The organism is Bacillus sp. PAMC28748 (genome assembly GCF_014250415.1).
In the GTDB taxonomy this organism is placed as follows: Bacteria; Bacillota; Bacilli; order Bacillales; family Bacillaceae; genus Bacillus; species Bacillus licheniformis.
The window spans coordinates 2675999-2702987 of record NZ_CP060192.1; the positions used below are offsets into that span (position 1 = coordinate 2675999).

General features: G+C 42.5%; 47 protein-coding genes. 42 read left to right on the top strand and 5 right to left on the bottom strand.

The features are described from left to right. Positions 1 to 214: 214 nt before the first annotated feature. Both mgtE and H7F26_RS13665 read left to right on the top strand, forming a co-directional pair. Positions 215 to 1570: a magnesium transporter gene (mgtE, locus tag H7F26_RS13660; RefSeq protein ID WP_003181016.1), complete on the top strand. Its 1356-nt coding sequence runs from the start codon at positions 215 to 217 to the stop codon at positions 1568 to 1570. A gap of 92 nt (positions 1571 to 1662) precedes the next feature. Further along, complete coding sequence (locus tag H7F26_RS13665; RefSeq protein WP_003181017.1) at positions 1663 to 2070, top strand: hypothetical protein; 408 nt, start codon at positions 1663 to 1665, stop codon at positions 2068 to 2070. 170 nt (positions 2071 to 2240) lie between these two features. Here the strand turns inward: H7F26_RS13665 and H7F26_RS13670 are convergent, their stop codons facing one another. The 5 genes from H7F26_RS13670 to H7F26_RS13690 all read right to left on the bottom strand — a co-directional run bounded on the left by H7F26_RS13670 (position 2241) and on the right by H7F26_RS13690 (position 5421). After that, the gene (locus H7F26_RS13670; RefSeq protein WP_016885874.1) at positions 2241 to 3380 is read right to left on the bottom strand and encodes a site-specific integrase; all 1140 of its coding nucleotides are present in this window, start codon (positions 3378 to 3380) and stop codon (positions 2241 to 2243) included. Between the two features lie 30 nt (positions 3381 to 3410). Beyond that, positions 3411 to 3890 carry an ImmA/IrrE family metallo-endopeptidase gene (locus H7F26_RS13675; protein WP_016885873.1) on the bottom strand — a complete coding sequence of 160 codons (480 nt, stop codon included), beginning with the start codon at positions 3888 to 3890 and terminating at the stop codon, positions 3411 to 3413. A gap of 112 nt (positions 3891 to 4002) precedes the next feature. Further along, positions 4003 to 4638 (bottom strand): DUF4352 domain-containing protein, encoded by a 636-nt coding sequence (locus H7F26_RS13680; protein ID WP_016885872.1) that lies wholly within the window; start codon positions 4636 to 4638, stop codon positions 4003 to 4005. Between the two features lie 94 nt (positions 4639 to 4732). Further along, positions 4733 to 4999: a hypothetical protein gene (locus H7F26_RS13685; protein WP_016885871.1), complete on the bottom strand. Its 267-nt coding sequence runs from the start codon at positions 4997 to 4999 to the stop codon at positions 4733 to 4735. A gap of 56 nt (positions 5000 to 5055) precedes the next feature. Continuing rightward, positions 5056 to 5421 (bottom strand): helix-turn-helix domain-containing protein, encoded by a 366-nt coding sequence (locus H7F26_RS13690; protein WP_025805711.1) that lies wholly within the window; start codon positions 5419 to 5421, stop codon positions 5056 to 5058. 163 nt (positions 5422 to 5584) lie between these two features. Here H7F26_RS13690 and H7F26_RS13695 point away from each other — a divergent pair, with 163 nt between their 5' ends. The 40 genes from H7F26_RS13695 to H7F26_RS13895 all read left to right on the top strand — a co-directional run bounded on the left by H7F26_RS13695 (position 5585) and on the right by H7F26_RS13895 (position 26706). Beyond that, complete coding sequence (locus H7F26_RS13695) at positions 5585 to 5827, top strand: helix-turn-helix domain-containing protein (RefSeq protein ID WP_016885869.1); 243 nt, start codon at positions 5585 to 5587, stop codon at positions 5825 to 5827. A 12-nt stretch (positions 5828 to 5839) separates the two neighbouring features. Continuing rightward, complete coding sequence (locus tag H7F26_RS13700; protein ID WP_011197842.1) at positions 5840 to 6166, top strand: hypothetical protein; 327 nt, start codon at positions 5840 to 5842, stop codon at positions 6164 to 6166. Further along, positions 6167 to 6940: a phage antirepressor gene (locus H7F26_RS13705; protein ID WP_016885868.1), complete on the top strand. Its 774-nt coding sequence runs from the start codon at positions 6167 to 6169 to the stop codon at positions 6938 to 6940. A 74-nt stretch (positions 6941 to 7014) separates the two neighbouring features. Beyond that, positions 7015 to 7533, top strand: a complete 519-nt coding sequence (locus tag H7F26_RS13710; RefSeq protein WP_016885866.1) for a transcriptional regulator — start codon at positions 7015 to 7017, stop codon at positions 7531 to 7533. Next, complete coding sequence (locus tag H7F26_RS13715; RefSeq protein ID WP_016885865.1) at positions 7530 to 7808, top strand: YqaH family protein; 279 nt, start codon at positions 7530 to 7532, stop codon at positions 7806 to 7808. The genes H7F26_RS13710 and H7F26_RS13715 overlap by 4 nt, the downstream gene beginning before the upstream one ends. 121 nt (positions 7809 to 7929) lie before the next feature. After that, positions 7930 to 8118: a hypothetical protein gene (locus H7F26_RS13720; RefSeq protein ID WP_016885863.1), complete on the top strand. Its 189-nt coding sequence runs from the start codon at positions 7930 to 7932 to the stop codon at positions 8116 to 8118. A gap of 232 nt (positions 8119 to 8350) precedes the next feature. Next, a complete protein-coding gene (locus H7F26_RS13725; RefSeq protein WP_021837333.1) occupies positions 8351 to 8935 on the top strand; it encodes a host-nuclease inhibitor Gam family protein in 585 nt (194 codons plus the stop codon). Then, positions 8932 to 9567 (top strand): ERF family protein, encoded by a 636-nt coding sequence (locus H7F26_RS13730; protein ID WP_200906552.1) that lies wholly within the window; start codon positions 8932 to 8934, stop codon positions 9565 to 9567. The genes H7F26_RS13725 and H7F26_RS13730 overlap by 4 nt, the downstream gene beginning before the upstream one ends. Before the next feature lie 24 nt (positions 9568 to 9591). Next, complete coding sequence (locus H7F26_RS13735; RefSeq protein ID WP_016885859.1) at positions 9592 to 9729, top strand: hypothetical protein; 138 nt, start codon at positions 9592 to 9594, stop codon at positions 9727 to 9729. Positions 9730 to 9744: 15 nt separating this feature from the next. Continuing rightward, the gene (locus H7F26_RS13740) at positions 9745 to 9885 is read left to right on the top strand and encodes a hypothetical protein (protein WP_016885858.1); all 141 of its coding nucleotides are present in this window, start codon (positions 9745 to 9747) and stop codon (positions 9883 to 9885) included. A 52-nt stretch (positions 9886 to 9937) separates the two neighbouring features. Then, on the top strand, positions 9938 to 10150 hold the full coding sequence (locus H7F26_RS13745; protein WP_254116647.1) for a DUF7667 family protein: 213 nt from the start codon (positions 9938 to 9940) through the stop codon (positions 10148 to 10150). A 42-nt stretch (positions 10151 to 10192) separates the two neighbouring features. Next, positions 10193 to 11029, top strand: a complete 837-nt coding sequence (locus H7F26_RS13750; RefSeq protein WP_016885856.1) for a hypothetical protein — start codon at positions 10193 to 10195, stop codon at positions 11027 to 11029. Further along, positions 10920 to 11744 carry an ATP-binding protein gene (locus H7F26_RS13755; RefSeq protein ID WP_054287410.1) on the top strand — a complete coding sequence of 275 codons (825 nt, stop codon included), beginning with the start codon at positions 10920 to 10922 and terminating at the stop codon, positions 11742 to 11744. The genes H7F26_RS13750 and H7F26_RS13755 overlap by 110 nt, the downstream gene beginning before the upstream one ends. 83 nt (positions 11745 to 11827) lie before the next feature. Then, positions 11828 to 12031 carry an XtrA/YqaO family protein gene (locus tag H7F26_RS13760; protein WP_009328666.1) on the top strand — a complete coding sequence of 68 codons (204 nt, stop codon included), beginning with the start codon at positions 11828 to 11830 and terminating at the stop codon, positions 12029 to 12031. Between the two features lie 14 nt (positions 12032 to 12045). After that, entirely contained in the window at positions 12046 to 12210 is a 165-nt protein-coding gene (locus tag H7F26_RS13765; RefSeq protein WP_162840066.1) for a hypothetical protein, read from the top strand. Further along, positions 12210 to 12428, top strand: a complete 219-nt coding sequence (locus H7F26_RS13770) for a hypothetical protein (protein WP_016885853.1) — start codon at positions 12210 to 12212, stop codon at positions 12426 to 12428. The genes H7F26_RS13765 and H7F26_RS13770 overlap by 1 nt, the downstream gene beginning before the upstream one ends. Then, a complete protein-coding gene (locus H7F26_RS13775) occupies positions 12421 to 12711 on the top strand; it encodes an IDEAL domain-containing protein (protein WP_080576846.1) in 291 nt (96 codons plus the stop codon). The genes H7F26_RS13770 and H7F26_RS13775 overlap by 8 nt, the downstream gene beginning before the upstream one ends. Then, complete coding sequence (locus H7F26_RS13780; protein ID WP_016885851.1) at positions 12708 to 12920, top strand: hypothetical protein; 213 nt, start codon at positions 12708 to 12710, stop codon at positions 12918 to 12920. Before H7F26_RS13775 ends, H7F26_RS13780 begins: the two co-directional genes overlap by 4 nt. Positions 12921 to 13094: 174 nt before the next feature. After that, positions 13095 to 13580, top strand: coding sequence for a YopX family protein (locus tag H7F26_RS13785; RefSeq protein ID WP_016885849.1), 486 nt, complete (start codon positions 13095 to 13097; stop codon positions 13578 to 13580). Further along, complete coding sequence (locus H7F26_RS13790) at positions 13577 to 13792, top strand: hypothetical protein (RefSeq protein ID WP_016885848.1); 216 nt, start codon at positions 13577 to 13579, stop codon at positions 13790 to 13792. The genes H7F26_RS13785 and H7F26_RS13790 overlap by 4 nt, the downstream gene beginning before the upstream one ends. Then, the gene (locus tag H7F26_RS13795) at positions 13789 to 14277 is read left to right on the top strand and encodes a Holliday junction resolvase RecU (RefSeq protein WP_016885847.1); all 489 of its coding nucleotides are present in this window, start codon (positions 13789 to 13791) and stop codon (positions 14275 to 14277) included. Before H7F26_RS13790 ends, H7F26_RS13795 begins: the two co-directional genes overlap by 4 nt. A 56-nt stretch (positions 14278 to 14333) precedes the next feature. Continuing rightward, positions 14334 to 14486: a hypothetical protein gene (locus H7F26_RS13800; protein ID WP_016885846.1), complete on the top strand. Its 153-nt coding sequence runs from the start codon at positions 14334 to 14336 to the stop codon at positions 14484 to 14486. 57 nt (positions 14487 to 14543) lie between these two features. Beyond that, positions 14544 to 14759 carry a hypothetical protein gene (locus tag H7F26_RS13805; RefSeq protein WP_016885845.1) on the top strand — a complete coding sequence of 72 codons (216 nt, stop codon included), beginning with the start codon at positions 14544 to 14546 and terminating at the stop codon, positions 14757 to 14759. Continuing rightward, the gene (gene ssb / locus H7F26_RS13810) at positions 14749 to 15210 is read left to right on the top strand and encodes a single-stranded DNA-binding protein (protein ID WP_016885843.1); all 462 of its coding nucleotides are present in this window, start codon (positions 14749 to 14751) and stop codon (positions 15208 to 15210) included. The genes H7F26_RS13805 and ssb overlap by 11 nt, the downstream gene beginning before the upstream one ends. 12 nt (positions 15211 to 15222) lie before the next feature. After that, complete coding sequence (locus tag H7F26_RS13815; protein ID WP_016885842.1) at positions 15223 to 15399, top strand: hypothetical protein; 177 nt, start codon at positions 15223 to 15225, stop codon at positions 15397 to 15399. Further along, positions 15386 to 15547, top strand: coding sequence for a hypothetical protein (locus H7F26_RS13820; protein ID WP_016885841.1), 162 nt, complete (start codon positions 15386 to 15388; stop codon positions 15545 to 15547). The genes H7F26_RS13815 and H7F26_RS13820 overlap by 14 nt, the downstream gene beginning before the upstream one ends. Then, entirely contained in the window at positions 15544 to 15909 is a 366-nt protein-coding gene (locus H7F26_RS13825; protein WP_016885840.1) for a hypothetical protein, read from the top strand. The genes H7F26_RS13820 and H7F26_RS13825 overlap by 4 nt, the downstream gene beginning before the upstream one ends. Before the next feature lie 2 nt (positions 15910 to 15911). After that, positions 15912 to 16430, top strand: a complete 519-nt coding sequence (locus H7F26_RS13830; RefSeq protein ID WP_021837344.1) for a MerR family transcriptional regulator — start codon at positions 15912 to 15914, stop codon at positions 16428 to 16430. 329 nt (positions 16431 to 16759) lie between these two features. Next, entirely contained in the window at positions 16760 to 17077 is a 318-nt protein-coding gene (locus H7F26_RS13835; RefSeq protein WP_016885837.1) for a hypothetical protein, read from the top strand. 32 nt (positions 17078 to 17109) lie between these two features. After that, complete coding sequence (locus H7F26_RS13840; protein WP_011197860.1) at positions 17110 to 17547, top strand: hypothetical protein; 438 nt, start codon at positions 17110 to 17112, stop codon at positions 17545 to 17547. A 35-nt stretch (positions 17548 to 17582) separates the two neighbouring features. Beyond that, positions 17583 to 17999 (top strand): hypothetical protein, encoded by a 417-nt coding sequence (locus H7F26_RS13845; RefSeq protein ID WP_016885836.1) that lies wholly within the window; start codon positions 17583 to 17585, stop codon positions 17997 to 17999. Between the two features lie 218 nt (positions 18000 to 18217). Continuing rightward, positions 18218 to 18751 (top strand): HNH endonuclease, encoded by a 534-nt coding sequence (locus tag H7F26_RS13850; RefSeq protein WP_016885834.1) that lies wholly within the window; start codon positions 18218 to 18220, stop codon positions 18749 to 18751. Continuing rightward, positions 18744 to 19190: a hypothetical protein gene (locus H7F26_RS13855; protein WP_016885833.1), complete on the top strand. Its 447-nt coding sequence runs from the start codon at positions 18744 to 18746 to the stop codon at positions 19188 to 19190. Before H7F26_RS13850 ends, H7F26_RS13855 begins: the two co-directional genes overlap by 8 nt. Positions 19191 to 20266: 1076 nt before the next feature. After that, positions 20267 to 20491 (top strand): CotD family spore coat protein, encoded by a 225-nt coding sequence (locus H7F26_RS13865; protein WP_016885832.1) that lies wholly within the window; start codon positions 20267 to 20269, stop codon positions 20489 to 20491. 315 nt (positions 20492 to 20806) lie between these two features. Beyond that, entirely contained in the window at positions 20807 to 21349 is a 543-nt protein-coding gene (locus tag H7F26_RS13870) for a DUF6944 family repetitive protein (RefSeq protein ID WP_029327027.1), read from the top strand. A 557-nt stretch (positions 21350 to 21906) separates the two neighbouring features. Beyond that, on the top strand, positions 21907 to 22725 hold the full coding sequence (locus H7F26_RS13875) for a terminase small subunit (RefSeq protein ID WP_016885829.1): 819 nt from the start codon (positions 21907 to 21909) through the stop codon (positions 22723 to 22725). After that, entirely contained in the window at positions 22712 to 23977 is a 1266-nt protein-coding gene (locus H7F26_RS13880) for a PBSX family phage terminase large subunit (protein WP_044790075.1), read from the top strand. Before H7F26_RS13875 ends, H7F26_RS13880 begins: the two co-directional genes overlap by 14 nt. A gap of 24 nt (positions 23978 to 24001) precedes the next feature. Next, complete coding sequence (locus H7F26_RS13885; RefSeq protein WP_016885827.1) at positions 24002 to 25480, top strand: phage portal protein; 1479 nt, start codon at positions 24002 to 24004, stop codon at positions 25478 to 25480. Further along, positions 25467 to 26381: a phage minor head protein gene (locus H7F26_RS13890; protein WP_016885826.1), complete on the top strand. Its 915-nt coding sequence runs from the start codon at positions 25467 to 25469 to the stop codon at positions 26379 to 26381. The genes H7F26_RS13885 and H7F26_RS13890 overlap by 14 nt, the downstream gene beginning before the upstream one ends. A 1-nt stretch (position 26382) precedes the next feature. Continuing rightward, positions 26383 to 26706, top strand: coding sequence for a hypothetical protein (locus tag H7F26_RS13895; RefSeq protein WP_016885825.1), 324 nt, complete (start codon positions 26383 to 26385; stop codon positions 26704 to 26706). Positions 26707 to 26989 lie beyond the last annotated feature (283 nt).

Consider the following 26989-nt stretch of genomic DNA (forward strand, 5'->3'; position numbering starts at 1 on the left):
TTTCGATGAATAGGTGTTTTTTTATTTTTTGAGGAAAATGAACTTTCCGTATTAATCAAGGAGGTGGTAGTATGGATTCTCCCCATTCGAGGCGGTTTAAACATACGAGAAATATTTTGCAGCATCACACATTGATTGATGAGGAGATCCTTATACTTCACCCCTTTTGCTATGGTGATATAAGGATCTCCTGAAAAGGGAGGGACAGATTGCCATGGTAAAAAACATGACATATGATGAACTGATTTTACGCATTATTATTTTGCTGAGAGACGGAAAACGAAAAGAGTTCCAAAGCGTTTTAGAAGAACTGCAGCCTTATGATATGGCGATTCTGTTTAAGGAAATGCCCGAAAAGCACCGCGGCCGGTATCTGTCTTTTTTAACGGTAGAAGACATCACCGATCTCATGGGCGAACTTGACAGAGAAGAGCAGCTAGTCGTTCTGAACAAGGTCGGCAAAGAAAAGGCGATCCATGTGATGAATAAAATGGACAACGACGACCTTGCCGCGCTCTTCGAGGAAATGGACCCTGAGCTGAAAGACCAGCTTCTATCCAGCATGGAAGCGGAAGAATCCGAAGCGGTCCGCGTTTTGATGAACTACCCGCCTGAAACAGCGGGAAGAATTATGACAAACCGCTATGTCTGGATTCCGCAGCATTACACGGTAAAAGAAGCGGTCGTCAAGCTGAAAAGCTTTGCGGAAATCGCGGAGTCCATCAACTATTTATACGTCATCAACGAACAAAAACAGCTTGTCGGGGTTATCTCATACCGTGATCTCATTTTGGCAGAACCCGATGAGAAGGTTCAGGAATTAATGTTTACAAGGGTCATATCGGCGGACGCTCTTCAAGATCAGGAAGAAGTCGCAAGGCTCATCGAGCGGTACGACTTTCTGGCGATTCCCGTTGTAGAAAAAAATCATGAGCTTGTCGGGATCGTAACGGTTGATGACATTATCGACATCGTCATCCAGGAAGCGAATGAAGACTATGAAAAATTCGCAGCATCAGGTAAGGCGATCACGTTTGATACAAAATCGTATGTCGCCGCATACCGCCGTCTGCCGTGGCTGATCTTGCTTTTGTTCATCGGTTTGATCTCTGGCAGCATTATGAGCTATTTTGAAGACACGCTGCAGCAGGTTGTCGCATTGGCCTTTTTTATGCCGATGATCGCGGGAATGACGGGTAACACTGGAACACAGTCCCTCGCTGTCGTCATCAGAGGGCTGTCAAAAGAAGAGCTCAATAAAAAAACGATTTTCCGCTTGATTTTCCGGGAGCTTAGAGCCGGGATTATTATTGGCGTCGTGTGTGCGATCGTGATTACGGGAATCGCGATAGTATGGCAGGGGAATCTGCTGCTCGGATTTGTGGTAGGGACTTCGCTTTTTGCCACTCTGATCATCGGAACGATGGCGGGAACGATCGTCCCGATCATCCTTCACAAGTGCAATGTCGACCCTGCGATTGCATCGGGTCCGCTGATTACAACATTAAATGACATTTTGTCGCTGTTGATCTACTTCGGTATTGCAACTGCATTCATTCATTCGCTGTAAGCAGAAAAGCCCTCCTTATCCGGAGGGTTTTTTGCTTGCCAGAATTCGTAAAAGCCTTTATATTTTAGGCAGAGATCAGGGGGGGGATTGGTATGAGAAGGATTGCAGCTGTGCTGATTTGTTTAGCCGTTGCATTGATTGTTGCCGGCTGTCAGAATGAAGATGAAGGAAAAGACAGGCGGCTCGTCGCAGTTGAGGATATGCTTGAGGCGATATTGGACGATGATTTATCAAAGATGAAGCGCTTGTACGTGGAGGGCGCAAACCCTTCTCCGGAAACAATCTTGAAAGACAAGCAGAAATGGGGAATTTCCGGGCTTCATGCTGATGATTTTCAAATTTCTGAAGCGAGCATCCATGTGTTTCATGCCGCTTACAAGATGGAAAATACCGGTCAGCCCGGAACGATTGCGTTTCGGATACGCAATGATCCCGATAAAGGCGTTATGATTGATTTCATTGGATACATAAAGGAAGCGAAAAAGCAGGAAAACAGGTGACGAATCATCCGGAGGGAAAAATACGGACTTAAAGGCGCATGTCGTGCACCTCAGTTCTCAAAACGTTAATATACCAACGTTCAAGCCCTCTTCCGAGCGACCGGATGAGGGCTTGTTTTTTGTTTAAAATTGATTTTTGACCACATTTTGACCACGTTTAAATGAATTTCTCATAATTCCATGTACTTTTTAAATGTTTCGGCCGTTTTTTCTTTTGCGGTTTTCGTGACATGTGTATAGATGTTCATAGTCGTTTGAATTTCTTTGTGACCTAAACGGGCTTGTACTTCTTTTATGGATGCGCCTGCTTCAAAAAGGATTGATGCGTGAGAATGTCTAAAACCGTGAATCGTGATTCTGTGAAGCTTATTTTTAGCGATCATACGGTTTAAAAGGTCGTTTGGATATGCAAGCCTTAGAGGGCGCATATCGTCCCGTATAAGGACGTATTTAGCTTCTGAGGTGATTCCATTAGACAAGAGCATTTCTTTTTGTTGTGTGCGCCATTTTTTAAGTATTTGGGCTGTTTGATCATCAATTGTGATAATTCGCTTGGAATGATATTTTTTCGTTGTTTGGATGACTTCTTCTCCGTTTTCAAAAAACATTGTTTGTTTGATGTTTATTGTTTTCTCTTTTAAATCAACGTCCTTCCATTCCAAGGCAAGAAGTTCCCCTTTTCGCATACCGGTGAAAATAAGAACATAAAACATGACATAATCTTGTGGGGCGAGTTGAGAATGCGCTTTTTCGAGAAAGGTTTTGATTTCGGCCTTTTCCCAAAAGTTCCGTTTCTCTTCTTCCTGCGATAAAAAATTCTCTTCTTTTTTGGGGATCACAACGAATTCCATTGGATTTTTTGTGATGTATTCCATCCTTAGAGCATATTTAAATACAAGGTTAGCTTGAATTTTTACATTTTGAACAGAATCAATTTCCTGAGCTATCCGATTTATCACCTTTTGACAGTATGCTCTTGTGATGTCTTTTATTTTTAATTTCCCGAAGTGCGGCAGGATATGCTTTTTGAATTTCGATAGCTTTCTATATCTGGTGCTGCGCTTTATCGTTTTGGAATGAACATCCCACCATTCTTTAAAGACATCCTCAAAAGTGATGTCATTTCGGATAAGAGCATTATTATCAATTTCCTTCTGGAATTCCGCGGCGGCTGCGACAGCTTCTTTTTTAGTTTTAAAGCCTCGGCGTGTTGTTGTTTTCCTATTGCCGGTTTTGGGATCGATACCAACTCCCATTTTAAAAAGCCATTTATAGCCCGTTTTGGTTTTGTACTGCTGAAATGAAGCCATATTATCCCCCAATCTTATTTAAAGTTTCTTTTAACTAACGATAAGATGAATTTTGTTAAAGTACATGTTAAGGCGTACTTTCGCAAATGGTTCAGTGACTTTAAACATCTTGGCAATGAGGTGAACGTCGAAAAAACGATTATGCGGAATTTTCATTCCGTGAAGCATGAAAGTAGGGATGCAAAAGTGATATGAGAAGTAATTTGCTTGTCCTTCCTGATAATCTGACCAAAACTTTGGCATTGTTTTTTTATCTCCTTCATGTCTGTAAAGATGGCATAGTTCGTGAGCAAAGTCATCCCACTGCTCGCAGCGGGTTTTCCGGCTATCTAATACAATCGTGTACACGTCATTATATTTGAAAGTGCAGCTAGGGGTAGGCTTGAAATAAACCCTTATGCCTAACAACTCTGCTATGCGCTCGAAATCAATTTGCTCAGGTATGATAATGTTGATGCTTCTGTACAAGTTTTCAATCCAATCCTCCAAATGACTGTTTGTATACACCAAGAAGAACGCCTCCTAAGCCCATTTATCAAATTGAGATAATACTTTTTTGAAAAATAAAGAACATACGTTCTGTTTTTCGTGTGAAAGAAAAGCCTCATTTAGAGGCTATCAATTATTTTAAATCGATGATTCCGGTTTCCGTTCCCCATGCACCAGTCTGCACTTGTAATTGTAGGTCTTTTGCGTTAGCAACTTCCGGAGCTACATCAAATACTACTTTTCCACTGATTTTAGAATCAGGATTCAAGTTTTGAAGGAAAAAGCTATTGTCAATATTGCCGTCCTCGCTTTGGTTCGCTGACATGCTTGCAGCAGAATCAGCTTCATAGGTTTTTTCTCCACGTTTAAGCTTGAAGAAAGAAGCGTCTACTGTTACTTTTTCATTGCCGTTATTTTTCAATGTGACATCAATAACAAGGTATTTATCGCTAGCTTTTTGAGGCAATGCAGACGGTCCCACCTGATCTGCTGTTTTCTTCCCAGTGATTTTATAATTCATATCACCGACTTTAACATCGTCACCGATTTTAGGGTTTGTTTCCTCTTTTTTCGGTTCTTCCTTTTTTTCTTCTTTCTTCGTATCTTGTTTTGTTTCAGTCGTTTTACTCTCGGTGGATTTTTCTTTATTTGTTGATGAAGCTTGCTCTGAATTTCCACCATTTGATGCTGCTGCCCCGATGATGATAACGATGATTAACCAAAACCACCATTTCTTATAAATTGGCTTTTTTGTTTTTTCTTTTCCCACGTTCAGTTCCCCCAGTTCATATATATGTACGTCTTTTATAATAGGCTAAAATACATAATATTTCAACGGGATTTTACCAGTTTTGACAATAGTCTCACTGTTGTTTGCGGGCTTTTAATGTATGAATCTCGAATTCTGCATCGGCCACTTTGCGGTTAACAAAGATGACGCCTTCTTTAAGGGAGCTGATTTCATCAAGAAGGAGATTATCCGCATTAATGTTTTCGACATGCTGAGAATCGATTTTCTCACTTAATGCTTTGATGTCATCTTTAGTCGCAACATTTTTTTCGAGATCGGTTAGACGGTTACTAATGGCCTGAATCTCTTTCAAAATCAATTCAAATTCTTTGTTTTCCATCTAAAAAACACCCCCATTTTATTATAAGTATGTGACCGGTCTTACAATACTATTGTTTATTCTGATTTCTTTTTCTGTCCTTCTTTTAATTGCTCCGTAATGATTTCGAGGGCAGCATCTAAAATCTCCTGTGTTATTTCTCCATCGCGGGCAGCGAGGAAGGTTTTGGGATCATTCAAAATTTTCTTTGCCTCATCTTCAAAGATTTTATCTTGTGCCTTCGGATCGACACCACGAAGTAAATAGTCAGTTGTAACTTCGAAAAAATCCGCTATCTTAATTAAGGTTTCATAATCAGGTTGTCTGAAACCACGTTCATAATTAGAAAGATTTTGGTGAGGGATATTCAATTTTGCAGCTAAAGCTTTTTGAGTTAGGTTTTCCTTCTCCCTTAAAGCTCTTATCCTTGCTCCGAGAGCCATAATAATTCCTCCATTAAGTTATTGCTTTCTTCAAATTGTACATTACTCTTCATTTTGAGTAAAAAAAATTAACAAAAAGTATAATTTCATGTTGACATATACGAATCGAAGAATTATCATGTAATTAAAGAATTCTTCGAAACGTATAATGGAGGTGATGATCGTGAGAGTGAATGAAAAATTAAGAGCAATCAGACAATCAAAAGGCATAACACAAAAATTTGTTGCAAAAAGTCTAGGAATTCATACAGCCACTTATAACGGATATGAATTAGGCCGCAGGAAAATTCATGTTGAGTTACTGAAAGACATTGCGGAAGTTTTAGACGAACCAATTCAAAATTTTTTTGAAAACAAAATATACGAATCGAAGAATTATTACGATAAAAAATCCCATACAGCATAGGAGGCGAACACTTTGGCTAATCTCGGTATCTCACTTGATAACTTGCCGAACGAAACGGTTTTCGAAATTGTTAAAGCGCTTTGCGAAAAAGCTTATCAGCAAGGCGTGGAGGACGGCGCAAAAAAATACACGTATCCTCCAATATTAAAAAACACTCATTTGCAAGAGATTTTCCAAATCAAATCGGCAGCGGTGACAAGACTAACCGGAATCGAGTCTTTCCCAAAACTGAAAACTATTCAAGCTAGATACCCGCGCGATCTTGTTTTTGAATGGATCAAACAAAATTCAACTTGGGTTGAAGAAAACACAAACTATTTTCAGAAAGGTGTGAGTTGAATGGATCAACTGCAAAAAGTATTCAATTATCAAGATCAGCAGGTTCGAACAGTCGTTAAGGATAACGAACCTTGGTTTGTCGCAAAGGATGTCTGCAATGTACTAAATCATTCAAATCACAAAGTAGCGGTGTCCCGGCTTGACGAAGACGAGGTAAGTAAAGTTTACCTCACCGATTCATTAGGCCGTAATCAAAAAACAACCGTTGTCAATGAAGCTGGCTTGTATTCGCTTATCCTAACGAGCAACAAACCAGAGGCCAAACAGTTCAAACGCTGGATCACTCACGAAGTCATCCCGACTATCAGAAAAACAGGCGGCTATGTAGCGAATGACGATCTATTCATTCAAACGTATCTGCCGCAGGCTGACGAACAAACGAAACAGCTTTTCAAAGTCACCTTGCACACCATGAAAGAGCAAAGCAAGCAGATCGAAACCATGAAGCCTAAAGCCCTTTTCGCCGATGCGGTCGAAGCGTCAGAATCATCCGTTCTGGTGGGCGAGTTAGCGAAAATCCTCAAGCAGAACGGCGTCGAGATCGGCCAAAACAAACTATTCAAATGGCTGCGCGAGAACGGCTATCTGATTCGAAAGAAAGGTGAATCGTTCAACCTTCCGACTCAACGCAGCATGGACATGGGGCTGTTCGAAATCAAGAAAAGCACCATTGTAAACGGCGACGGGTCGATCAGAACCACACGTACGCCAAAGGTAACGGGCAAAGGGCAGATTTATTTCGTCAATAAATTCATCAAGTCGCAATCTGCTTAATTCATTCTATATCAATCATACATCCAGAATATGTACAGAAAAATAGAGAACATAGGACAAAGGAGAGTTCAAGAATGCCGGAAATAGTGTCTAAATCACTGACACATCTACTTGAAACGGAGAACATGACAAACGGGCAGCTCGCCCTTGATCTAAACGTTTCCGAGTCGATGGTTAGCAAAATGAAAAATGGAACAAGGAAAATGCCGTGGGATGTGGCGGAAACGTCGCTGAGGAAATTCGATCAACCGTTTTATGCAATGGGGATTCTGAACAGTTTCAGCGATGGTTGTTCACCGCCCGTCTTCACCGGGGATTCTGTCGAACGTCATCGTCTGGCTTTTGAAGAAATCATGGTCACACAGGCGAAGGAAGCCGTCCAGACGCTTAACGAGGTGAGTTTTGTAAAGAATCCGAAGCTTATCTCTCTGGAAGAAAGGGAGCGCATAAAAGGGGTCATAAAGGAACTTCTGGACGTGGAGGCATGGGCAAAAAACTTAGCGGCTTTATTGGCGAAGGAATACAACATTTCTCTCAAAGAGTGCTACAAAAAAGCAACTATTACATGGAAGGCGAAAGGGTGGCTCGAATGAACTTAAATCATTTTTTGAAGTCTGACAGGGAGAAGGCGCAAAGGCTTTATGGATCAATGCAATATATGGTTTTTGATTTATTGATACCAGCACTCGAAAATGGGGATTTTGTTGGGTGCAAAGAAATCGCGGAATCAATAGCCCAACACAGCAATGATTTAAAGAAGATGGAGCATCCTGAAAAGGTAGTACAACTGAATGAAATCGCATCAGAGTTTTTTAAAAGAGGGATAGACGTTGAGTGTGTTAAACCGCCGACAAGGAGGATTCATTGATGCTCCATTACCTTCACAGGCCGGCAACAGCGTCCGAGGTTAGGGAATGGTGCGCGAGAATCCGAAACTATCCTGAATTGCATCTGTCGTGGGATCAATACGTCAAAAGGAGACATCAAAAATGAATCACAAAAAATATGAATTGGCATCTAACTTTTTACGAAATGCCAAAAACATGAATTACTCAGAACAGGAGATTAAAGGAGCGATTCGACTGCTGTATGAAGAGGTTTCTTCGGAAGAAAAGGTGATTTTAAGTCTATACAAACACTTAAAGGCACGCAAAGGAGCGGATGGAAATGAACATTGAACACCCAATGATCACGGAAATCAACCGATACGGCTATCCAAAGGATTATTTGCGGTATGAAGAAGAGGAAGAAAACGAAGACGAAGAGGCATAAAAAAAGAACCTTTAAAAAAGGTTCAACAAGATCAAATACCAAGTGTTGAATTAATTGGCTGGTGGAAAGGCGTAGATAAACTTTCCAAATACAAATTATATCAGTCTTCCACCTAAAAAACAATAAGGAAGGTGCTGAATGATGGCTGAAATCGAAGAAATCAAAAAAGATTTAATGGATGCAATGCCGCAGGAAGATGAAGGGCCTGAAATATTCGAGGTTCACGATCTGGAAACAGCAGCAGAGGCGCAGCGGCGTGTTGCTTACTTCAAAAGAAAGCAGGCTGAAATAGATGCGGTGGCCGACAAGCAAATGGACCGTCTCGTGATGCAAATGGAGAAAGTCAAACTTTGGCGCGAAGATGAGAAAAAGGAATATGTCGAGCGCGAAAACTTCTACAAACACCGTCTTGAAAGATACATTCGCGAGGAAGTCAGAAAGATGCAAGAGAACGGCAAAAAGCCAAAGAAAACAATCAAGCTGCCTTACGGAACGATCAAGCTTGTTAAGCAACAGCCGGAATACCAACGAAACGAAAATGATTTGTTGGAATACGCAGAATCTAAGGGATTTGTCAGGGTTAAAAAAGACGTTGATTGGGCGGCTATTAAAAATAAAGCCAAGGTGTTCGGCGACAAATTAATAGATGCAGACGGCGAGTTAATCCCCGGCGTAACGGTGGTTGACAGGGAAGATAAATTCACGGTCGAGGTGAACGAATGATGAACATTTATCAAAAGTTGGTCGAAGTCAGGAAGGCTGTTCCTTATTTAAAGAAATCGAATCAAGGTCATCAATATAATTACACCGGTTCGAGTCAGGTAGTTGGAGCAATAAGGGAGAAAATAGACGAACTTGGGTTACTGCTGATTCCGGCAATCGTTGATAAAAAAGTAACAGCGGAGAAGAACGGAAACAGGATCACATATTTTACCGAACTGGACATCGAGTACACCTGGGTAAATGTAGAGAAGCCGGATGAAACAATAAAAACCACTTTTTATGCTCAGGGTATCGACATCGGCGGGGAAAAAGGTGTCGGCAAGGCGCTGACTTATGCAGAAAAGTATTTCTTGCTGAAACAATTCAATGTGCCGACAGACCAAGACGATCCGGACGCATTTCAACAGAAGGTTGAGTCCTCGAAGCCGCCTGAAATGATCACACAGGAGCAAAAGGATGAAATTCAATCGCTGGCACAAAGCTATGTTGATTTACGTGGAGAGGGAAGTGTGAAGCTGGTTTTAACAGGTCTTGAAATTGCAGACTTTGACAAGGTTCCGAAAAGCGTGGCTGATCAAAAGATTCGAAAGCTTAAACAATGGATTGCTAAAGCGGAAAAACAATCAGCTTAACATCAAGAAAGGCGGCGCATCACGATGAACAAAATCGCCCGCAAATGGGCGCGGATGTCGCGGAAACAGCAGGAAAGAGCCGAGAATATCACGGCCGTCGTGCTGGCGGCTCTCCTGTTCGGTTGGTATGTGTTCATGGGCTTTATCATCATTTCACTTTGAAAGGAGATAGACGGGATGTTCAGAGTATTCGACAAGCGTACGGATGAAACGATTTTCGAAGCTTACGAGAGTATGGATTGTCACGCCTTTATCAAATTTAACTATGACGAGAGTGACGACGATTGGGAACACATTTTCATTGAGGAAATAAAGTAAACGGCAATTTGCCGGAAAGGAGAAGCGTTCCGTGTGGGGAGTACATCAAAGATTGGCAGAGTTATGGAACATTCAGAGCAACCAAAGGGCGTTGACTGAGGAGGAAATGAGCGAACTAAAAATCTGTCTGGATGCAAACTTGAACAAGTGTCGTAAGGTGGCCGCCTTAAAGAACCTGTCGTTGCTTGCATCCGAGACAAATGATGTTGATTGGCAACACGAGATATGCAACCAGATCGAGGAATTATATGCGGATTTCCATTGATGAAGAACACTATTGATCTTTAGAAAAAAGGAGGCCGGGGCTTTGAGCGGTTGGATTAAGCTTCACAGGAAAATCAAAGAAAATCCTATCTTTGCAAATTCGGATATGTTCAAACTGTGGGCGCTTTGCTTAATCAAAGCAACTCATAAAGAGCATGATCAATTGGTAGGTAATCAGATGGTTAAACTGCTGCCGGGCGAATTTGTAACGGGCCGTCATGAACTGGCCTCCGAGTTTAACGAGGGTGTAAAACCGTCTGAAAAAGTTTCACCTTCTACCGTCTGGCGGTACATGAAAAACTTCGAAAAGTGGCAAATGTTGAACATCAAATCAGGCAACAAATTCAGCGTCATATCAATAACTAACTGGTCTGAGTACCAACAAAGTGAACAGCAAGTGAACAGCAAACGAACAGCAAATGAACAGCAAGTGAACACAAACAAGAATGTAAAGAATGATAAGAATGAAAAGAATAATAATAAACGTTTGGTTTTTGATGAAAGCCATATGAAACTGGCCGCCCTGCTTTGGAAGTGTATACAGGCACACAGCCCGAACTTGAAAAAACCAAACCTTGATAAATGGGCTAATACTTTCAGGTTGATGATGGAGAGGGACGGCAGGGAAGGAAAAGAGATTCAGGACATGATCGTGTGGTCTACTAATCATCATTTCTGGTATCAGAACATTCTCAGTCCCGACAAGTTGCGAAAACAATATGACAGATTAGCAGTTCAGAAGAATGAAGAAGAAAGAAAGGAATGGAGAAATGGCAGCCAACAATACGGACAAAGCTTTGGCGGAAATATTGAAGAAGCTTCGGGAAAGGTCAGCCCAATCTTCGGGAACAGAATCGGACGCCTCAGAAAAAAAGGCTGATTATGATTGCCCTACTTGTAAAGATGAATTGGGCTATCTGGAAAAAAGGGACGGCGTCGAGGTATGGGTGAGGTGCAAATGTGTCGAATGGCGTCGAATCAGGAAGCTGATGAACTCAAGCGACATAACTGCCGAGTTTGAGAAATTGCAATTCAAGAATTTTGTTACAGAAGGGAAACACGATCTGATCGTTGAGGCTTACGAGTGCGCGGTTGATTACTATAAGGACTTTGACAACATCAGGGACAACCGGAGAAACAGTATTGCGCTCTTGGGACAACCGGGATCGGGGAAAACGCATCTTCTCACAGCCATATCAAACAAGTTGATTAAATCGAAGAACATACCTGTTCAATATTTCCCCTATGTCGAAGGTTTCAATGATCTGAAAGACGATTTCGAAAAGCTGGAAGAGAAGTTGCGGCGCATGAAAGAGGTCGATGTCCTTTTCATAGACGATCTATTCAAGCCGTTGAACGGAAAGCCAAGGGCAACAGATTGGCAGGTTGAACAAACGTACTCAGTCATTAATTATCGCTATCTGAATCACAAACCAATCATGATATCGAGCGAATGGAATATCGAGCAGCTTGTACAAATAGACGAGGCGCTCGGAACCCGGATTTTTGAAATGTGTGAGGACTATATCGTGATCATCGAAGGTGACAGGATGCAATTAAATCACAGGTTGGCAGGATTACGAAAGAATCAATGACAACAAAAAAAGCACCAAAGCCGGAGCCTCGATGCTTTCTGAACTGTGGGTAATTCAATTATAGCACACTGGGGGCGGTTTGAGTGAAGCCGAAAACAATAACTATCAATGATGATCTTAGCTTTACTGGAACGATGGAGAAAGGCAAAATCCGCGTCATTGTGGTGGACGGGAACAACGGGACGGCATACGAAACGGACGCCCCGGAACATGGAAAAACAATTATTCAGACGATAAACGGCAAGTGTAAACGCGTTGATTATGAAATAGGCCACAAACTTGATTAGAAGGAGGAAACACAATGTGCAGTTTGTGCAACGGTCAGAAGGTTGTCAGGGTAAAAAATTCCAGCATGGTCGCATTCCATGCCTGCCCGAATTGCAAGATTGAGAAACAGGACTTAATAGATACCATCAGTCAGCTTAATGCGATCATTCAAAAGTGGCAGCAGGAGAAGAGTGCGTAATGTACATCATGCTGACTAAATGCGAGTTTGGTTGGACGGAAGACGAAATGAAGCGAGTTAAAGAGGACTGGCGCGCGGGCGTCCCCATCGAAGAAACAGCGGCGGCACTTGAACGCCCGGCTTTGGAAGTATTCTTGTTGATTGTCGATCTATGCGAACGCGGGATACTCAAAGAGCGAAAGGGGAGTATTTACGGTGACAAGGCTAAATGTGGGTGATTGGGTTAGCTTTAGCTTATGCATTAATTTCGAGTACCAAGAAATAACAGGGTGCATCATTCGAATTAACAATCACAGTCGACAGGCGGCAGTTCAAACGAAAAACGGTCAAACGTATTTGAAGAGTTTTTACACTTTAAAGAAGATTCCTGCGAGAACGGCCCCGAAATACACTCAGGATGATCTGAGAGCGCTGATAGACATCGCCCTAGACGTAAAGGATAGGAAATGGTTTGAAGAGCTTACAAGCGAATTAAGACGCATCCAGGAGGTAGAGGGATGAGAAAACCGATGATATTGAGCCAAGAGGAAATAGGACGGAGCGCCGGGACAATGATGATCGTGATAGGGGTGACTCGGTTAGTTGAAGACGAAGGAATGACGCCGCATGAAGCTTTTGAACAAATGGAACGGGTTAAAAATTCGGTGTTTCACGCGTTATCTGAAATTCATCGCGAAGTAAATCAAGCGGGACAGGAGGTAGTCAAATAATGCAAAAGATCAAACGACTCATCTTACGGCTGATCGGGCGGAAAAAGAAGGAGCAGAAAAAAGTGTTCGAATGGTGGAAGTTGATATGAGGGCACTGCTGTCAATCATTATGCTGGCCGGATACAGGGAAAAACAGATCGAACAATGGTTAAAAGATGACGGGAGGTAAGGGGAATGAGAAAACGAAAATATCGGGCATTTGTGAAACAAGTTAACAAAATGATTTACTCTGAAAATTCTTATCCGAAAGGTAATAGCGATTATAGATTCGTAGCGTCAGAAGAACATAAAAAGGGTTTGGGGGTTGAATATTTCACAAGTCGGACGGAGTATGTCAGCCAATACGGCAGTGTGATCCTCTTGCCTGATTGGAGAGTTTTCACCGATGAAGAGGCGCCGGTCACAGAATACACCGGATTGAAGGACAAAACAGACCGGGAGATTTACGAAAAAGACATCGCTGAGGAATCCTATATAAATCCTATGACCGGTAAAAAAGTGGTTGATCGTTATGTGATCGAATGGGAAAACGGTATCCACAAAATGAAATACATCGGCAATCAAAAAGGGATGGATAGGTACCTTTGGATGCGACTTGGCGAAATCGAAATCATCGGCGACGTATATCGAAATCCTGAGCTATTGGGGGCGGCGGAATGATGGAAAAATTCAGAGGACACACACTAACAAAGATTCAAGCGGCATTACTTCAACATGTAATTGACACTATGAAAGACTTGCATGAAATTGATGCGGAAAATGACGGATATTCAGCAGATACGGTCGATTCACTTATTCAATATACAGAGGAATTTCTTTATGAATTGGGCGCGATCGATAAGAAAGTATTTTCGGAGGAGGCGGCCGAATGATCAATTACGCCAATCGCGGAAAGGCTTTGCAAATGCTGATCAACAGCACAAACGCAGTATACAAACAAAAGGGCTGGGCTTTAGTCGATGAAGTCCCGACGCCATCCAAAAACATAAAAGGCCGGATCATCTACGAGAGAAAAAGCACGGTGGACTATTACGGGATTTCGCAAGGCCGTGGCATCGCGTTCGACGCGAAAAGCACCAAAGAAACGAAAAGATTCGATCTGAAAAACGTTCATGATCATCAAGTGCAATATCTCGACCATTTCCTGAAACAAGGCGGCATTGCCTTCCTGTTGATCGAGTTCGCGAGATTAAGAGAATTCTATTTTGTGAGCATCCCGTTTTTCTTGGAATACTGGAACGCAGCCAAGAACGGCGGCAGAAAGTCAATTCCATACGAGGAAATTAGATTCAACTGTGATCCGATCAGGACAAGGCGCGGCGTCCCGGTAGATTACTTGGAACACTGCTTCAAATAGGGGGCGATCATATCAAACGCCTGATCATCCGTTATAAGAACCAATACGGGCGCACTGTGGGGCATGACACCCTTTGGAGGGGTTTAGATACCCTCGAAGACTTAAAGCGTCGCTACGGCTTTTTAAACGAAGATTTGGAGCATGTCGAGATCGACGGAGAAGAATACGATTTGAAAAAGGTAAGGGCTGCGCTTGAGAAGCGCGGGTAAAAAATTTCGGCTGAAAATGTCGATTCCTGTCGTAAATAGGCGAAAGGGGATAGGGAAATGACTGTTAAATTGCACACCCATATGTGGTGGAATGGTTATTTAAAGAATGATTTGATGTATTTGGATAAAAGAAGAACAACTGAAAGCGAAGGCGGAAAATTAGAAATCGAAATACTTTTAACCGGAGATTCCAACAGATCGAGAGTGGTGCGGCGCATTATGGATGCGGTGGAAGAAATCATAGAAAAGGAGAATGCAAAAGATGCTGAATAGAACGGTACTTGTCGGGCGTTTAACAAAAGACCCGGAATTGAGACATACACAATCAGGGCAGCCGGTTGCCGGCTTTACATTAGCAGTCAATCGGACTTTCACGAACCAGCAGGGAGAACGCGAGGCGGACTTTATAAACTGTGTCGCTTGGAGAAATACGGCTGAAAATATTGCGAATCATCTGAAAAAGGGATCAATGGCAGGTGTGGACGGACGTCTACAAACACGCAGTTACGAAGATAACAGCGGGCGCCGGGTGTTTGTGACAGAGGTAAACGTCGAATCTGTGCAGTTTCTCGATCCGAAGGGCAGCGGTCAGGCTGATAGCAGGCAGCAGGGCAGCGCAGGACGGAATCAGAGCAGCGGGCAGCAGGGGAATAGCTTTCCTGATGATCCGTTTGCCAATGAGGGTAAGCCGATTGATATTTCAGATGAAGATCTCCCCTTCTAAGGAGGCTGCGGCATGACAAGGCGCGTTGTTCAGTGGTCGGCCACGAATTACGACCAGGAAGAGTTGCAGGTCATTCAGGTGTTTGAGGAAGGCATAAACAAGCAGGATGTAAAAAGGGAAGTGCCGTTCAGCAGATGGCACGGCGTCCTATACAAAACTGAAAGGGGAAACGGATATGACTTCAAATAGAAACTCAAGCAAGCATGGAGAGGTAATCACTTGGAAGATGACGGAGGAGCAGCGGCAGGCGTACATCAAAAAACATCCCATCGTGCCGAGTGATGAGCATTTGAAGTATTGGGATTGGGACGGCGGAAAGAAGGAGCAGCAGGCATGAAAGAGTATGAAATCAGTTTGTCTAACGAAAGAGAATTTTACAGAAATGATGAGGGATCGTGTTGGCTGGATGGTGAGTATGAAACAAATCACGACATCGTTATAAGCGAATTGTCAGAAGAAATTATTAGATTACTGGTGGAAAACGCACAGCTAGACCATCGCGAAAAGGAAATTAAGCAGCTGTGGGTGGAAAACGAACAAATCAAGGGGAAAAATGCAGTTTTGCAGCACAAAATGAAATTTTATAGTGACGCTATTGAAATGATTCGGGCTGAAATAGAGAAGAAGGATATAAAAGGAGCCTACCTCTTAATGCTTTGGCTTATGGAAAAGACAGAAGAATGGGGTGAGGGTGATTAACAATGTGCATTCTTGACGAAATCGGATTCACGCCGGAGCAGTATTTTGAGTTGAAAGACAAAAGAATGACAGACGAGGAAATTGCATGGGACGAATTAGATGTCGCGCCCTGGCATTTGAAACAATGGAAGAAAAAGCACGGCGTCAGAAACGAAAAAATACGCCACGGAAAGAAGTTCACTCGTGAGGAATGGGAAGAGAAGCGAAAAGAAGGGCTGACAGAACCGGAAATCGCTGACTATTTCGGATACAAAACGTTTTCTATCTACTTGAGATACAAGAGAAGTCTCGGCATCCCGCCAATGACAAAGAAAATCGAGCGCACGCCGGAATTGCTGGCCGAAATCAAAAAGTATTTGGATCAGGGGCTTTTGATCAAAGAAATCACCGAGAAAATAAGCGTGAAGATGTCCAGTGCCATGGTTGGCAGAATCATAAGAGAGGAAGGGCTGCATGATGAGAAACCCGATAATAAAAAGCGTATTCGAGAAAATAGAAAAACAGCAAGAAAAGGGGCTTGAGAAATACGGAACCGAGGTCAAAACGGATTTGTACAGCTTGCGGGGATGGTTGCAGCACGCTCAGGAAGAGGTTATTGATTTAGCGGTATACCTTGAGGCGGCTATACAAAAATTCGATGAATTAGAGAAGAAATTTGATGAATTAGAGAGGGAGAAGGCATGATCATAGCATTCAAAATCATACTACTGCTCATAATTATCTTATCGTTTTTGGGAGCGGTCGGAGAGAGGGAAAACAAAAATCTACGGGATAACATGACAGCTATCTGCATAACATCAATAATCGGTTCTCTCGTCGCTTTCATCATGATTTAAGGGGGAAAGGTAGGGTGAAGGGTTTAAACGTGATCAAGGGCTGTTTAATCGCTCTTGGCGGGGTATTTATGATCGGGTATCAGTGGGTATACCGGCCGACACTCGGAGAATCTGCGGCAATTATCGTGTTCACCCTTGGATTAGTGTTTGCGACGGAGATCAGAAACTGGTTTTACAGCTTGATCTTGGTTCTGATCAGTGCTTTCGCCGTCGTCCTGTATGGATATATGTATCTTGAAAACTTCAAACAACTGCTTGTAATGCTATTAGTCTCTTTGCCAATGGTATCAGCAATATTCTTGCACGTGGCGGAGCATGATGCAGAGAAATAAACATCGGCGCGAGCCGGGAAGGGGAATAACTCATGAAAAAACTATTCAAAACCATTGTTACACTGTCACTCTTGATTTCTGGAACGCTTTTATTCTCACAATCTGCGGCGGCTGTTTGGTCGCCGTGGCAAAAGGAAGCATTCGGCCATACAGCGAGGATTTTCACCGACGACACGAATTACTATTCAGGAGCAAAAACAGTTGACTGGCGGGCGGAAAAGAAGGGTTCTGGAACGCTTTACTACACGGCTGGCGTCTATAAAAAACGTTCGGGCGGCGGCTTAACTGATACAAACCTTGTGCAGCGGGGATACTTTAAGCACTCAACACCGTTAAAGTCTTTCAGTGTCAACGAGATTCGCAAGCGCACCGGGAAAGGATCATATGTCATTCAGATCGATTGCTACACAGACGCGAAGAAAAACAACTATGTCGGGACGTTTGAATCCAAGACGTTTTATATCAAGTAAGGGGGCTGCAGCCCTCTTGAAAGGGAAAATGTAAAATGCAATTTATCGAATTGACGTTAATCGGCCAAGCCGGGAAGGAGAAACGCGGGCAGATGAATAAAGAACAGTTTACATTTGAAATGGAATTGAAGGGCGGACTTAATGGCGAGAAATCGGACGAGAAAAAACGTTTGGAAAAAATAAAAGAGTCTTACTCAAATTGCGTCGATATGGCTTTGTCTGAAGGTGAAACGTTGCCCTATTACGATATAGAAGTAGCTGATATGAATTTTCTTATCGAACAGGCTGAAAAGGGGCTGACCGTGACGAGGAGCGCCGGGAATTTACGCGCTTTACATGAATGTGTAACAGCCATGCAAAAAATCAAATTCATATGCCGAAGGGCGAAAAAAACCTACATCGAGGAAAAGGACATCGATGACATTTTGAAACTACTTGAAGGGAAAGTATGAGAGGCCGTAGCCGGGAAGGAGAATGAAGGACAAAAAACCGCCATGCGGCGGCCGTCAGGAAACATTTAAACTTGGTTTTATGGTATCATATAGGTATAACGAAAACAAAATAATCGTCCAAGACGGAAAGCCTGCGGACACTGAACTTACAGCATTTACGCTGTTTGTTTGGTGTCCGTTTTTTATTTGTACAGAAAACAGTAAGGGGGAAACATGAGATGGGAAAGAAAAATAGTTCCGATCCGATTTACAATACGGCAATGCCTTGGTGGAAGCATGAAATTTATGGGCCTGAATTAATGGGAATGAGACTTCTTAGGAAAAAATCAATCAAAGAAATGATCAAAGTCACCGGTAATAAATTTGATGTTGCGGGCATTGAAAAAGACGATAGCATTCCCGTTCCGCCTCCGATGGCAGGGATGTATATGTTGCATTTAAATTGCACCATGCACCACGTCTATCAGTTTAGAGAAATATTAGACGGGAAGAGAAATGACTTCAATGACAGCAGAGCAATAAATAAGCATCTAAAAGAACAAGTTAAGAAGAAATGTAAGAATAGATGTGTGGTTTGTAAATCAAAAGATGATTTGCATATGCACCATATAAAAGAATATGCGAAAGGCGGAAGGACAGATTTAGAGAATCTAATACTGCTTTGCGCTTCTTGCCACGCTGAAACTCATAAAGACAACAAATCCTATCATGTTTTGAAAAGTATGCTGAGGAAGGGTGAAAATAATGATTAAATCAAAATCCGAGATACATTACTTAATTAAAAATTATTGCTGGATGATGCAATTGATCATTATGAAACGTCAAGAGATGGTAAACGGTAGCCAATCATTAACTGCGAAATATGGTATTGAAGCCACGTTGCCGTCTGCCAAGGGCAATACATCCGACCCGGTTTATTTGGAAGTTTTGAGGATAGAAAAACACAATAAAAAAGTCGAAAAGATGAAAAAAAATCTCCAATTCATCTTAAAGCATCAAGATGTGATCACGGATGAAAAGAATGCCTATATTTTCAATAGGCTTCTAGATGGTTTAACACTTAGAGAAATCGGCCATGAAATGAATATATCGTTCGCCCAGGTCAACCGGCGTAAAAATGAAATTGTTGACCAAATTTATGAGGCGCAATTCAAAGAAGAAATGACACGAATGGCACAAACGAAAATATAGAAATTTTTTTGAATCCTTTATTTTCTGTGGGTTAAAATAGAGTCAAGGAACATCCCCACTATGTTTCTTTGTTTATCGTTTCTTTAAACGAACCTTACACCTTAACTATGTACAGATTGGCGGCACTGCGAATGCGTGGGGTCGCTCTTTTTTATGCGGTGGCGGAATAGGTAGACGCTTAGGCATAAGATCGGATACGACTCGGCGAGGTTTTAAAACCCATGGGAACCGTTAAAGGGGAAGTCAGGTAAGCTGCTGCCCGTTGTGGTGAAATGCCGATCATGCAAGGTGCAAATCCTTGCCCGCATATACGAAGATGCCAACAAATTGACACCTATTCACTTCGTATTCTTACGCAATTTAAATTGATTCTTAATGAACTTATCGTGGTACTCTCCTAATGAAGACGCTGACATCAGTCCGTCATAAACATTATCAGAGGGTGACAGGAAAACGATTTTGACACTATTATGGCATAATGTTGGCACTTTGTTTTGGTTTAGATCGAGTAATTTGGTATTAAGTGAGTAGACAAGTTTATTTTTTATGATTTACTGCATAAAATAAAATACATCGAGAATTACCCCTTTTTTGCACCCTTCATTTGGGTGCTTTTTTATGTTCTCTGTTTTGATTATGAGGTTTACACGTAATAGGGATGAGTCACACACACTTCCGGATGAAATTGATACATAAAAACTCGATGGACAAATTTCTTTTTCGATACTACCTGCATAAACTTTATTGAAATTCTCTCTTTTCATCCCATTTTAAAGAAGCATCTTTGATGAGGGGGCGCCAGGGATGCTTCTTGATGTTAATGAGAACATTTGCGGAATTTTGTTGATGTAGGAATAAACAAGTTGTCAATAATGAATTGAACACATAATTATAATATAACTTCTCTCCTTTTTTTATAGAGGATCCTAGAATTGATCTTTAGGATCCTCTTTTGTATACTTTAGGACTATTCCAGAATGAATTAGGACAAAATTAGGTTGTTGTAATAGTACATGTAAACACTTTATAGCATAGCTTAATAATGAATTAACTATATATTGAAAGGGGAGGTCATCTTGTTTCACTGCAAAACAAATGTGATGCCGCCAATTGTGCATCCGACGAACTGTTGTCAAACTCATACTTTTTCAAAAACAATTGTGCCGCATATTCATCCGCAGCATACGACTAATGTTCATCATCAGCATTATCAGCATGTACATCAATATCCGCATTCGTATTCTAACTGCAATTCTGTTACACAGTCTCAGATTCATTGCGGTAAGCCTTGTTGTAACTAGTAGGATCAACAATGTCGTATGGTTTACAGTGTACCTTCATATTGAGCACCCAAGTAAAGGGTGCTTTATATGTTTGTTGAGATACAGTCTGGTGAGTTCAACAAATTCCTATTAGAACAAGCTGGACTCTGATCAAATTGAGGACAGTAAAAGAATGGACTCACGAACGCGAAGCTCACAATTATGTCGTAAAAGTGGCGTGTTTTTGGTGTGAAGTTGGCGTAGCATAAGGAAAAATAGGGAGTAGAGTTATCCGAATTAAGAACATCGTTGAAGATCGGACATATACTGAATACAAAAAAATGGAATGTTTTTATGGACAATAAATCCAAAAAAATATTAGGCACATTTATTTCTATGATAGGTACAATACAAGCCGCTGTTGGAGGCACGCCTCAGTTTCCACTAGATGAAGAACAAAGATATCAATTTGAAATTATAGGTAATACCTTGCAGGCTGTGGGTAGTAGTTTATCTGCGGAGGGGCAAGGATCGAATTTTATGGGAGCTGTAGGAGAACAAATACAAGCGATTGGTAACTCAACTGTTTTAGTTGGTTTATTAATTTACAAAAGAAAGAATTCCGATATCGAGGAGAGGGTAGTGATTTCAGGAAATTGGCTACAAGCGTTGGGGAGCTTTGTTGGGCTTGACTATACTGGCAACGAGAATATTAGTGTCTTAGAAAGTAATCTGGGAGGAATTCTACAAGGTATCGGAAACTCATTGCAAGCAATAGGAGGAATTGAGACATTACGTCCTAACCTTATCCCTTTTAAGGGTGTTGGTACTCTTGGTAGTTGGATACAAGCAACTGGCAGTGTTATATCTTTTCTTGTGGAAATAAGTGATGAGTGAAACGCCTTCCGTTGGAGGGCGTGTTTTTATGCGGTAGTACAAAGCCAAAAAAGTAGGAAGTGAGAAAATGAAAAGCCGAAAAGATGAAATGGTTTGGGTGAAAGAATTAGGAATTTATATTTTACCAAAAGAAAAGTAATAAGATGTGGTGGCGTTGTGTTCTCAGGGTGACGCAAGCGGATAAGTGAAAGGGTCAAGGGTCGCATTAGCTCATCTGCCATGTGCAGAAGGAGCCAGCGGGAATTCCCAACGGGATAACCCGCATTTATTTGGCAGCGGCTTGCATGACGCAGGTCGCTTTTTGATATGCGTCCGGAAGAGGGCGGGCAAGTTCCTGCCAGTACGGGCGCAGCTCAGAGCAAATAAAGGAGAAAAAACTATGCTTCTACGACAATACTTACACGACAAACGAGAAGAAGAACACGAGAAAGCGAGAGAATCGGCCCGCAAAACTCACAAGTGTCACGGATGCGTGTGGGGGACATGGGCCGGGAATAAATACGTCTGTCCGTTTGGGCGGTGCGTGAAAAACAAGTAAGGGAGGCGGTGTCATGTAAATGGATTGGGAGAAAATCAAAAAGGAATACGAAACAACTGACCTGACATTGAAGGCACTGGCCGAAAAGCATAATGTAAAAATCGGCACTTTGAAGAGCAGGAAGAGCCGGGAAGGTTGGGTGCGTGTCTCGACAAAAAAGGATGCAACCAGAGTTAAAGAGGTTGCAACCCCTCAGCCTATTATCGAATCTGACGATTTAACTGAAAAGCAGAAGATGTTCTGTCTTTATTATATTAAGTATTTCAATGCGACAAAGGCATATCAGAAGGCTTATGGTTGCAGCTATCTATCAGCGAAGACGGAAGGCCATAAAACCCTTGCGAAGCCTTACGTAAAAAAAGAAATTGAAAGATTGAAGGCGGAGCAACAGCAGGGTGTTTTCTTGGATGCTCAAGCAGTCTTGCAAAAGTACATCGATATTGCATTCGCTGATATAACGGACTTTGCAACGTTCGGGAAAAGGGAAATACCGACGGAAGACGAGGAAGGAAACCCTATTACGAAAGAAGTCAATTATGTTGATTTCAAAGAGTCGGCAGAAGTAGACGGCACAATTATTACAGAAGTGAAAAACGGTAAAGACGGCGTTTCCGTTAAACTGGCCGATAAGATGAAAGCCCTTGAGTTCTTGGCAAAATATACTGATCTACTTTCAGAAAACGACCGCAAAAAGCTACAGCTCGAGAAATTGAAAGCTGAAACCGAACTGACGAAAGCGCGCATCAAGAAAACGAAAGCCGAAGTCGAGAAAGATGCACACGAAGACGCTGTGACAATCGTCGACGATATAGGAAGTGATCATATTGACGAAGGTTAAACGTATATCGGACATCATAACGCCTAAGTTTCGTTCGTTTTGGGCGGCAGCCAACAGTCATAAATACCTTCGGTATGTCCTGAAAGGCGGGCGCGGCTCTTCAAAGTCGACGCATATTGGTATACGGCTGATAAAGGACATGATGCAATACCCGGTCAGTACACTTGTGGTCCGGAAAGTAGGGAACACGTTAGGGGAATCCGTATTTGAACAGCTCAAAGAGGCTATCGATCTGCTGGGCGTGGGTTCGTATTGGCGCGTTAACAAATCCCCTCTGAAACTTACTTACATCCCACGAGGAAATAGTATCATTTTCAGGGGTGCGGATGATCCAGCCAAGATCAAATCACTCAAGATAGCAAAATACCCGGTTGCCTTCCTATGGATTGAAGAGCTGGCCGAATTTAAACTCGAAGAAGAAGTATCTATGATCGAAAATTCCGTTCTGAGGGCTGAACTTCCGGACGGTCTTTTTTATGCCTTTTACTACTCATACAACCCACCGAAAAGAAAGCAATCATGGGTGAACAAAAAATATGAATCTGCATTCGTACCAAAGAACACATATATTCATCATTCAACATATCTCGAAAATCCATACATTTCAAAAGCCTTCAAGGAAGAGGCTGAAACCGTCAAGGAGAGGAACCTTTTAAAGTACAAATGGGAATACCTTGGCGAGGCGATAGGATCGGGGGTAGTTCCATTCAATAACCTTCAATTTAGAAAAATTACAGATCAAGAGGTCAAATCATTCGACAACATCCGACAAGGGAACGACTTTGGGTATGGACCGGACCCGTTGGCCTTTGTTCGTTGGCACTATGACAAGAAAAAGAAAACGATTTACGCGCTTGATGAGCTATACGCGCACAAGTTGTCTAACCGGATGCTTGCCAAGTGGATCAAAGATAAAGGGTATGATCGGCATGAAATCATTACCGACAGCGCAGAGCCGAAATCTATAGATGAACTCAAATCAGAACACGGTATAAGGCGTATCAGGGGCGCCAAGAAGGGTCCAGACTCACGACAATACGGCGAGGAATGGCTTGACGATCTGGACGCTATCGTGATCGATCCAGAGAGAACGCCGAATATAGCGCGAGAGTTCGAGAACGCTGACTATAAAACTGATAAAGACGGCAATCCATTACCTAGACTCGAAGAAAAAGACGACCATACTATTGATGCAACACGCTATGCTTTCGAAAGGGATATGACAAAATCGGGTATTTCGATACTTAAATAGATTCAAAAGTAAGGAGGGCGGCACGTGGATATTTATCCAAACTCACCGACGCACACGGAAGAATTAATCGATTTAATTGAGAAGAACGCGCCGGGCGAAAATAAAGACCCGAACACAGAAATAATCATGCAATTAATTTCGAAGCATGACCCGAGCCTTATGTTAGAGGGCGTCCGGTATTATCTGAACGAAAGTGATATTACAAATCGTCAGCAGTATTATTGGAGAGACGGAAAAAAGATAATCGATAGTGAAGGTGTCAAGCCGAACAACAAAATACCGCATGGCTGGCACAAGCTCTTGGTCGATCAAAAAACACAATATTTGGTCGGGAAGCCGATAACCTTCGGTTCGAAGAATAAAACCCTTTTGAAATATGTAAATGAGCTTGCGGATGAAGAATTTGACGACACCATGAATGAGCTTGTCAAAAACGCGAGCAACAAGGGGATTGAATGGCTTCACCCGTTCATAAATGAGGAAGGCGAATTTGATTACGTGATTTTCCCGGCTGAAGAAATTATCGCGGTGTACGACAACACCAAAAGCCGGCGTCTCCTGTACGCAATCAGATATTACGAAATTGAAGATTTTGAGGGGAACAAACAAAAAAAGGTCGAGCTGTATATGACAGAAAAGGTGTACTACTACGTTGAAGAAAACGGAAGCCTTATCCCTGATTACAGTTACGGCGAGGAGAACCCTGTAAGCTATTTTTACACGGTCAATAAAGAAGAAAACACCAAAGAGGGCTATGGATGGGGCCGGGTTCCCCTAATCCCGTTCAGAAACAACACTGAAAGCGTAAGCGATCTGACATTCTATAAAGACTTGATCGACAATTACGATCGAATTGTATCAGACAACGCGAACAGTTTCGATGAAATTCAAGAACTAATCTATATTTTGAGAGGGTACAACGGTGAAGACTTGTCTGAATTTGTTGATAATCTGCGGTATTACAGGGCTGTCAAGGTAGACGGTGAAGGTAGCGGCGTTGATACCCTTTCCTCAGATGTTCCGATCGACAGCGCTGACAAACATCTTGACCGTCTGGAAGACAACATTTTCAGATTCGGCCAAGGGGTGAACAACAGCCCGGATAAATTCGGGAATGCACCTTCTGGCGTAGCTCTGGAAAACTTGTACGCATTGCTTGATCTAAAGGCCAACGCAACAGAACGGAAATTTCGGAAAGCGCTACAAGAATTTTTCTGGTTCTTCACCGAGTTTTTACGAATCAAGAAGCTAGGTGAGTTCGATTACAAGGAGATTCAAATGACGTTCAATAGGTCCAAGATCACGAACCAGCTTGAAAAAGTACAGATGATCAATCAAAGCCCGGATTTAAGCCGAGAGACGCGTCTTGCATATCATCCATTTGTTGATGATGTGGAGGCGGAACTTGAGCGGATCGAAACAGAGGAAACGGAGTACGGCAAGAATCTTTCTTCATTAGCGGCCGAAGATGAGGAAGGCGGCGAAGAAGATGAACCAGAATGACATTGACCTGTATCTCGATAACATGATCAGCCAAGCGGAAAAAAGAATCGATCAACTTTTCGTAAGGCGGCTGAAGGACATCAACCGGCAAATCGCGGTCATGTATCAGAAATACTCTTCAGGCGGCGAGCTGACTTACACCGATCTGAACAAGTATAACCGGCTACGGAAAGAACTGGACTTTATCGCCGAAAAGATCGACAAGGACTTCCGTTTCATCCTAAAAGAGATCGATTTACTGTTAGAAAAGCAGTATGTGGAGAATTATTTGCGGTCCGCGTACGTGTATGAGTTTGAGGCACAAGTCAAAATGGGGTTCACGATCCCGACGGCTGCCGTTATCGCGGCTGCCATTGAAAATCCTATCCCTGAATTACGGTTGCCGGTCCTCATGGAGACGACCCGGAATCAGGTTATATCGAGAATAACGATCGAAATTACACAAGGGCTTCTCGCTGGCGAAGACTATGCGAAAATGGCATCCAGAATAGCGAAAGCTCTCGATTTTGGGCGCGCTAAAGCCCGGAGAATCGCCCGAACTGAAGCGCATAGGGTTCAGGTATCTGGTCGCCTTGAAAGCGCCGAGAAAGCCTCAAAAAAGGCCGATTTAAAGAAAATGTGGGTCAGCACGCTGGATACCCGGACACGCATCGGGCACCGGAAGCTCGACGGGAAGGTTGTTGAGCGGGACGGCGTTTTCAAATCGATATACGGCGGCGTCGGGAAGGCTCCCGGCCACATGCACAATGCTAAGGATGATATAAATTGCCGTTGTTCGATCATTTTCATTGTCAATGGCCAGAAGCCGGAAGTCAGACGATCCAGAATCGCCGGCAAAAACGTCGTGATTCCATACACGACATACGAAGAATGGAAAGAACAACTTAAAAAGGCGGGGTAATATGGCTAAATTAGAGATTAAATTGACAGAAGAAGCGCAGAAAAGGAAAGAAGAGAGTCCCCTATCAAGTGCCGGGCTAAAATGTTCCGATTATCATATTTGGATAGACGGACATGAGCCGACGCATATGACTGAATTAAAGCTATCTATGAGAGTCGGAGAGCTGAACACAGCAACGATCACGTTTGCCGTTGACGAAATTGACATCGACGCCGATTTTTTAGCGGCTCTCGAAGCGAAGATCGAAGCTGACAAGGTAGCGGCGGCATCACCTGAAGAAACGACAGAAGATACGACAGACGAAGACCATTCGGAAGAGGGGTAATAGAATGGTTGATGACAACGGAATCAACTAGTTAATCCGGGAAGTGCTGTCTGAAAAGCCTGTGACGGTTTCCCTTGATGGAAAGGAAATAGCGGAAGCGTGTGCCAAGTCATTCACAAAATCGATGCGGCGGGATATGAGGTCAAAATAATGATACGCAATTCAAATTTGAGCGCCGAAAGCAATTCAATGTCTGTTTGTGAGCCTATTCTCTACACGGAAAGCGATAAATACAAGGAAATGCTTAATAAAGAGTTATATAAGGGTTTAAGAATCAATCCGG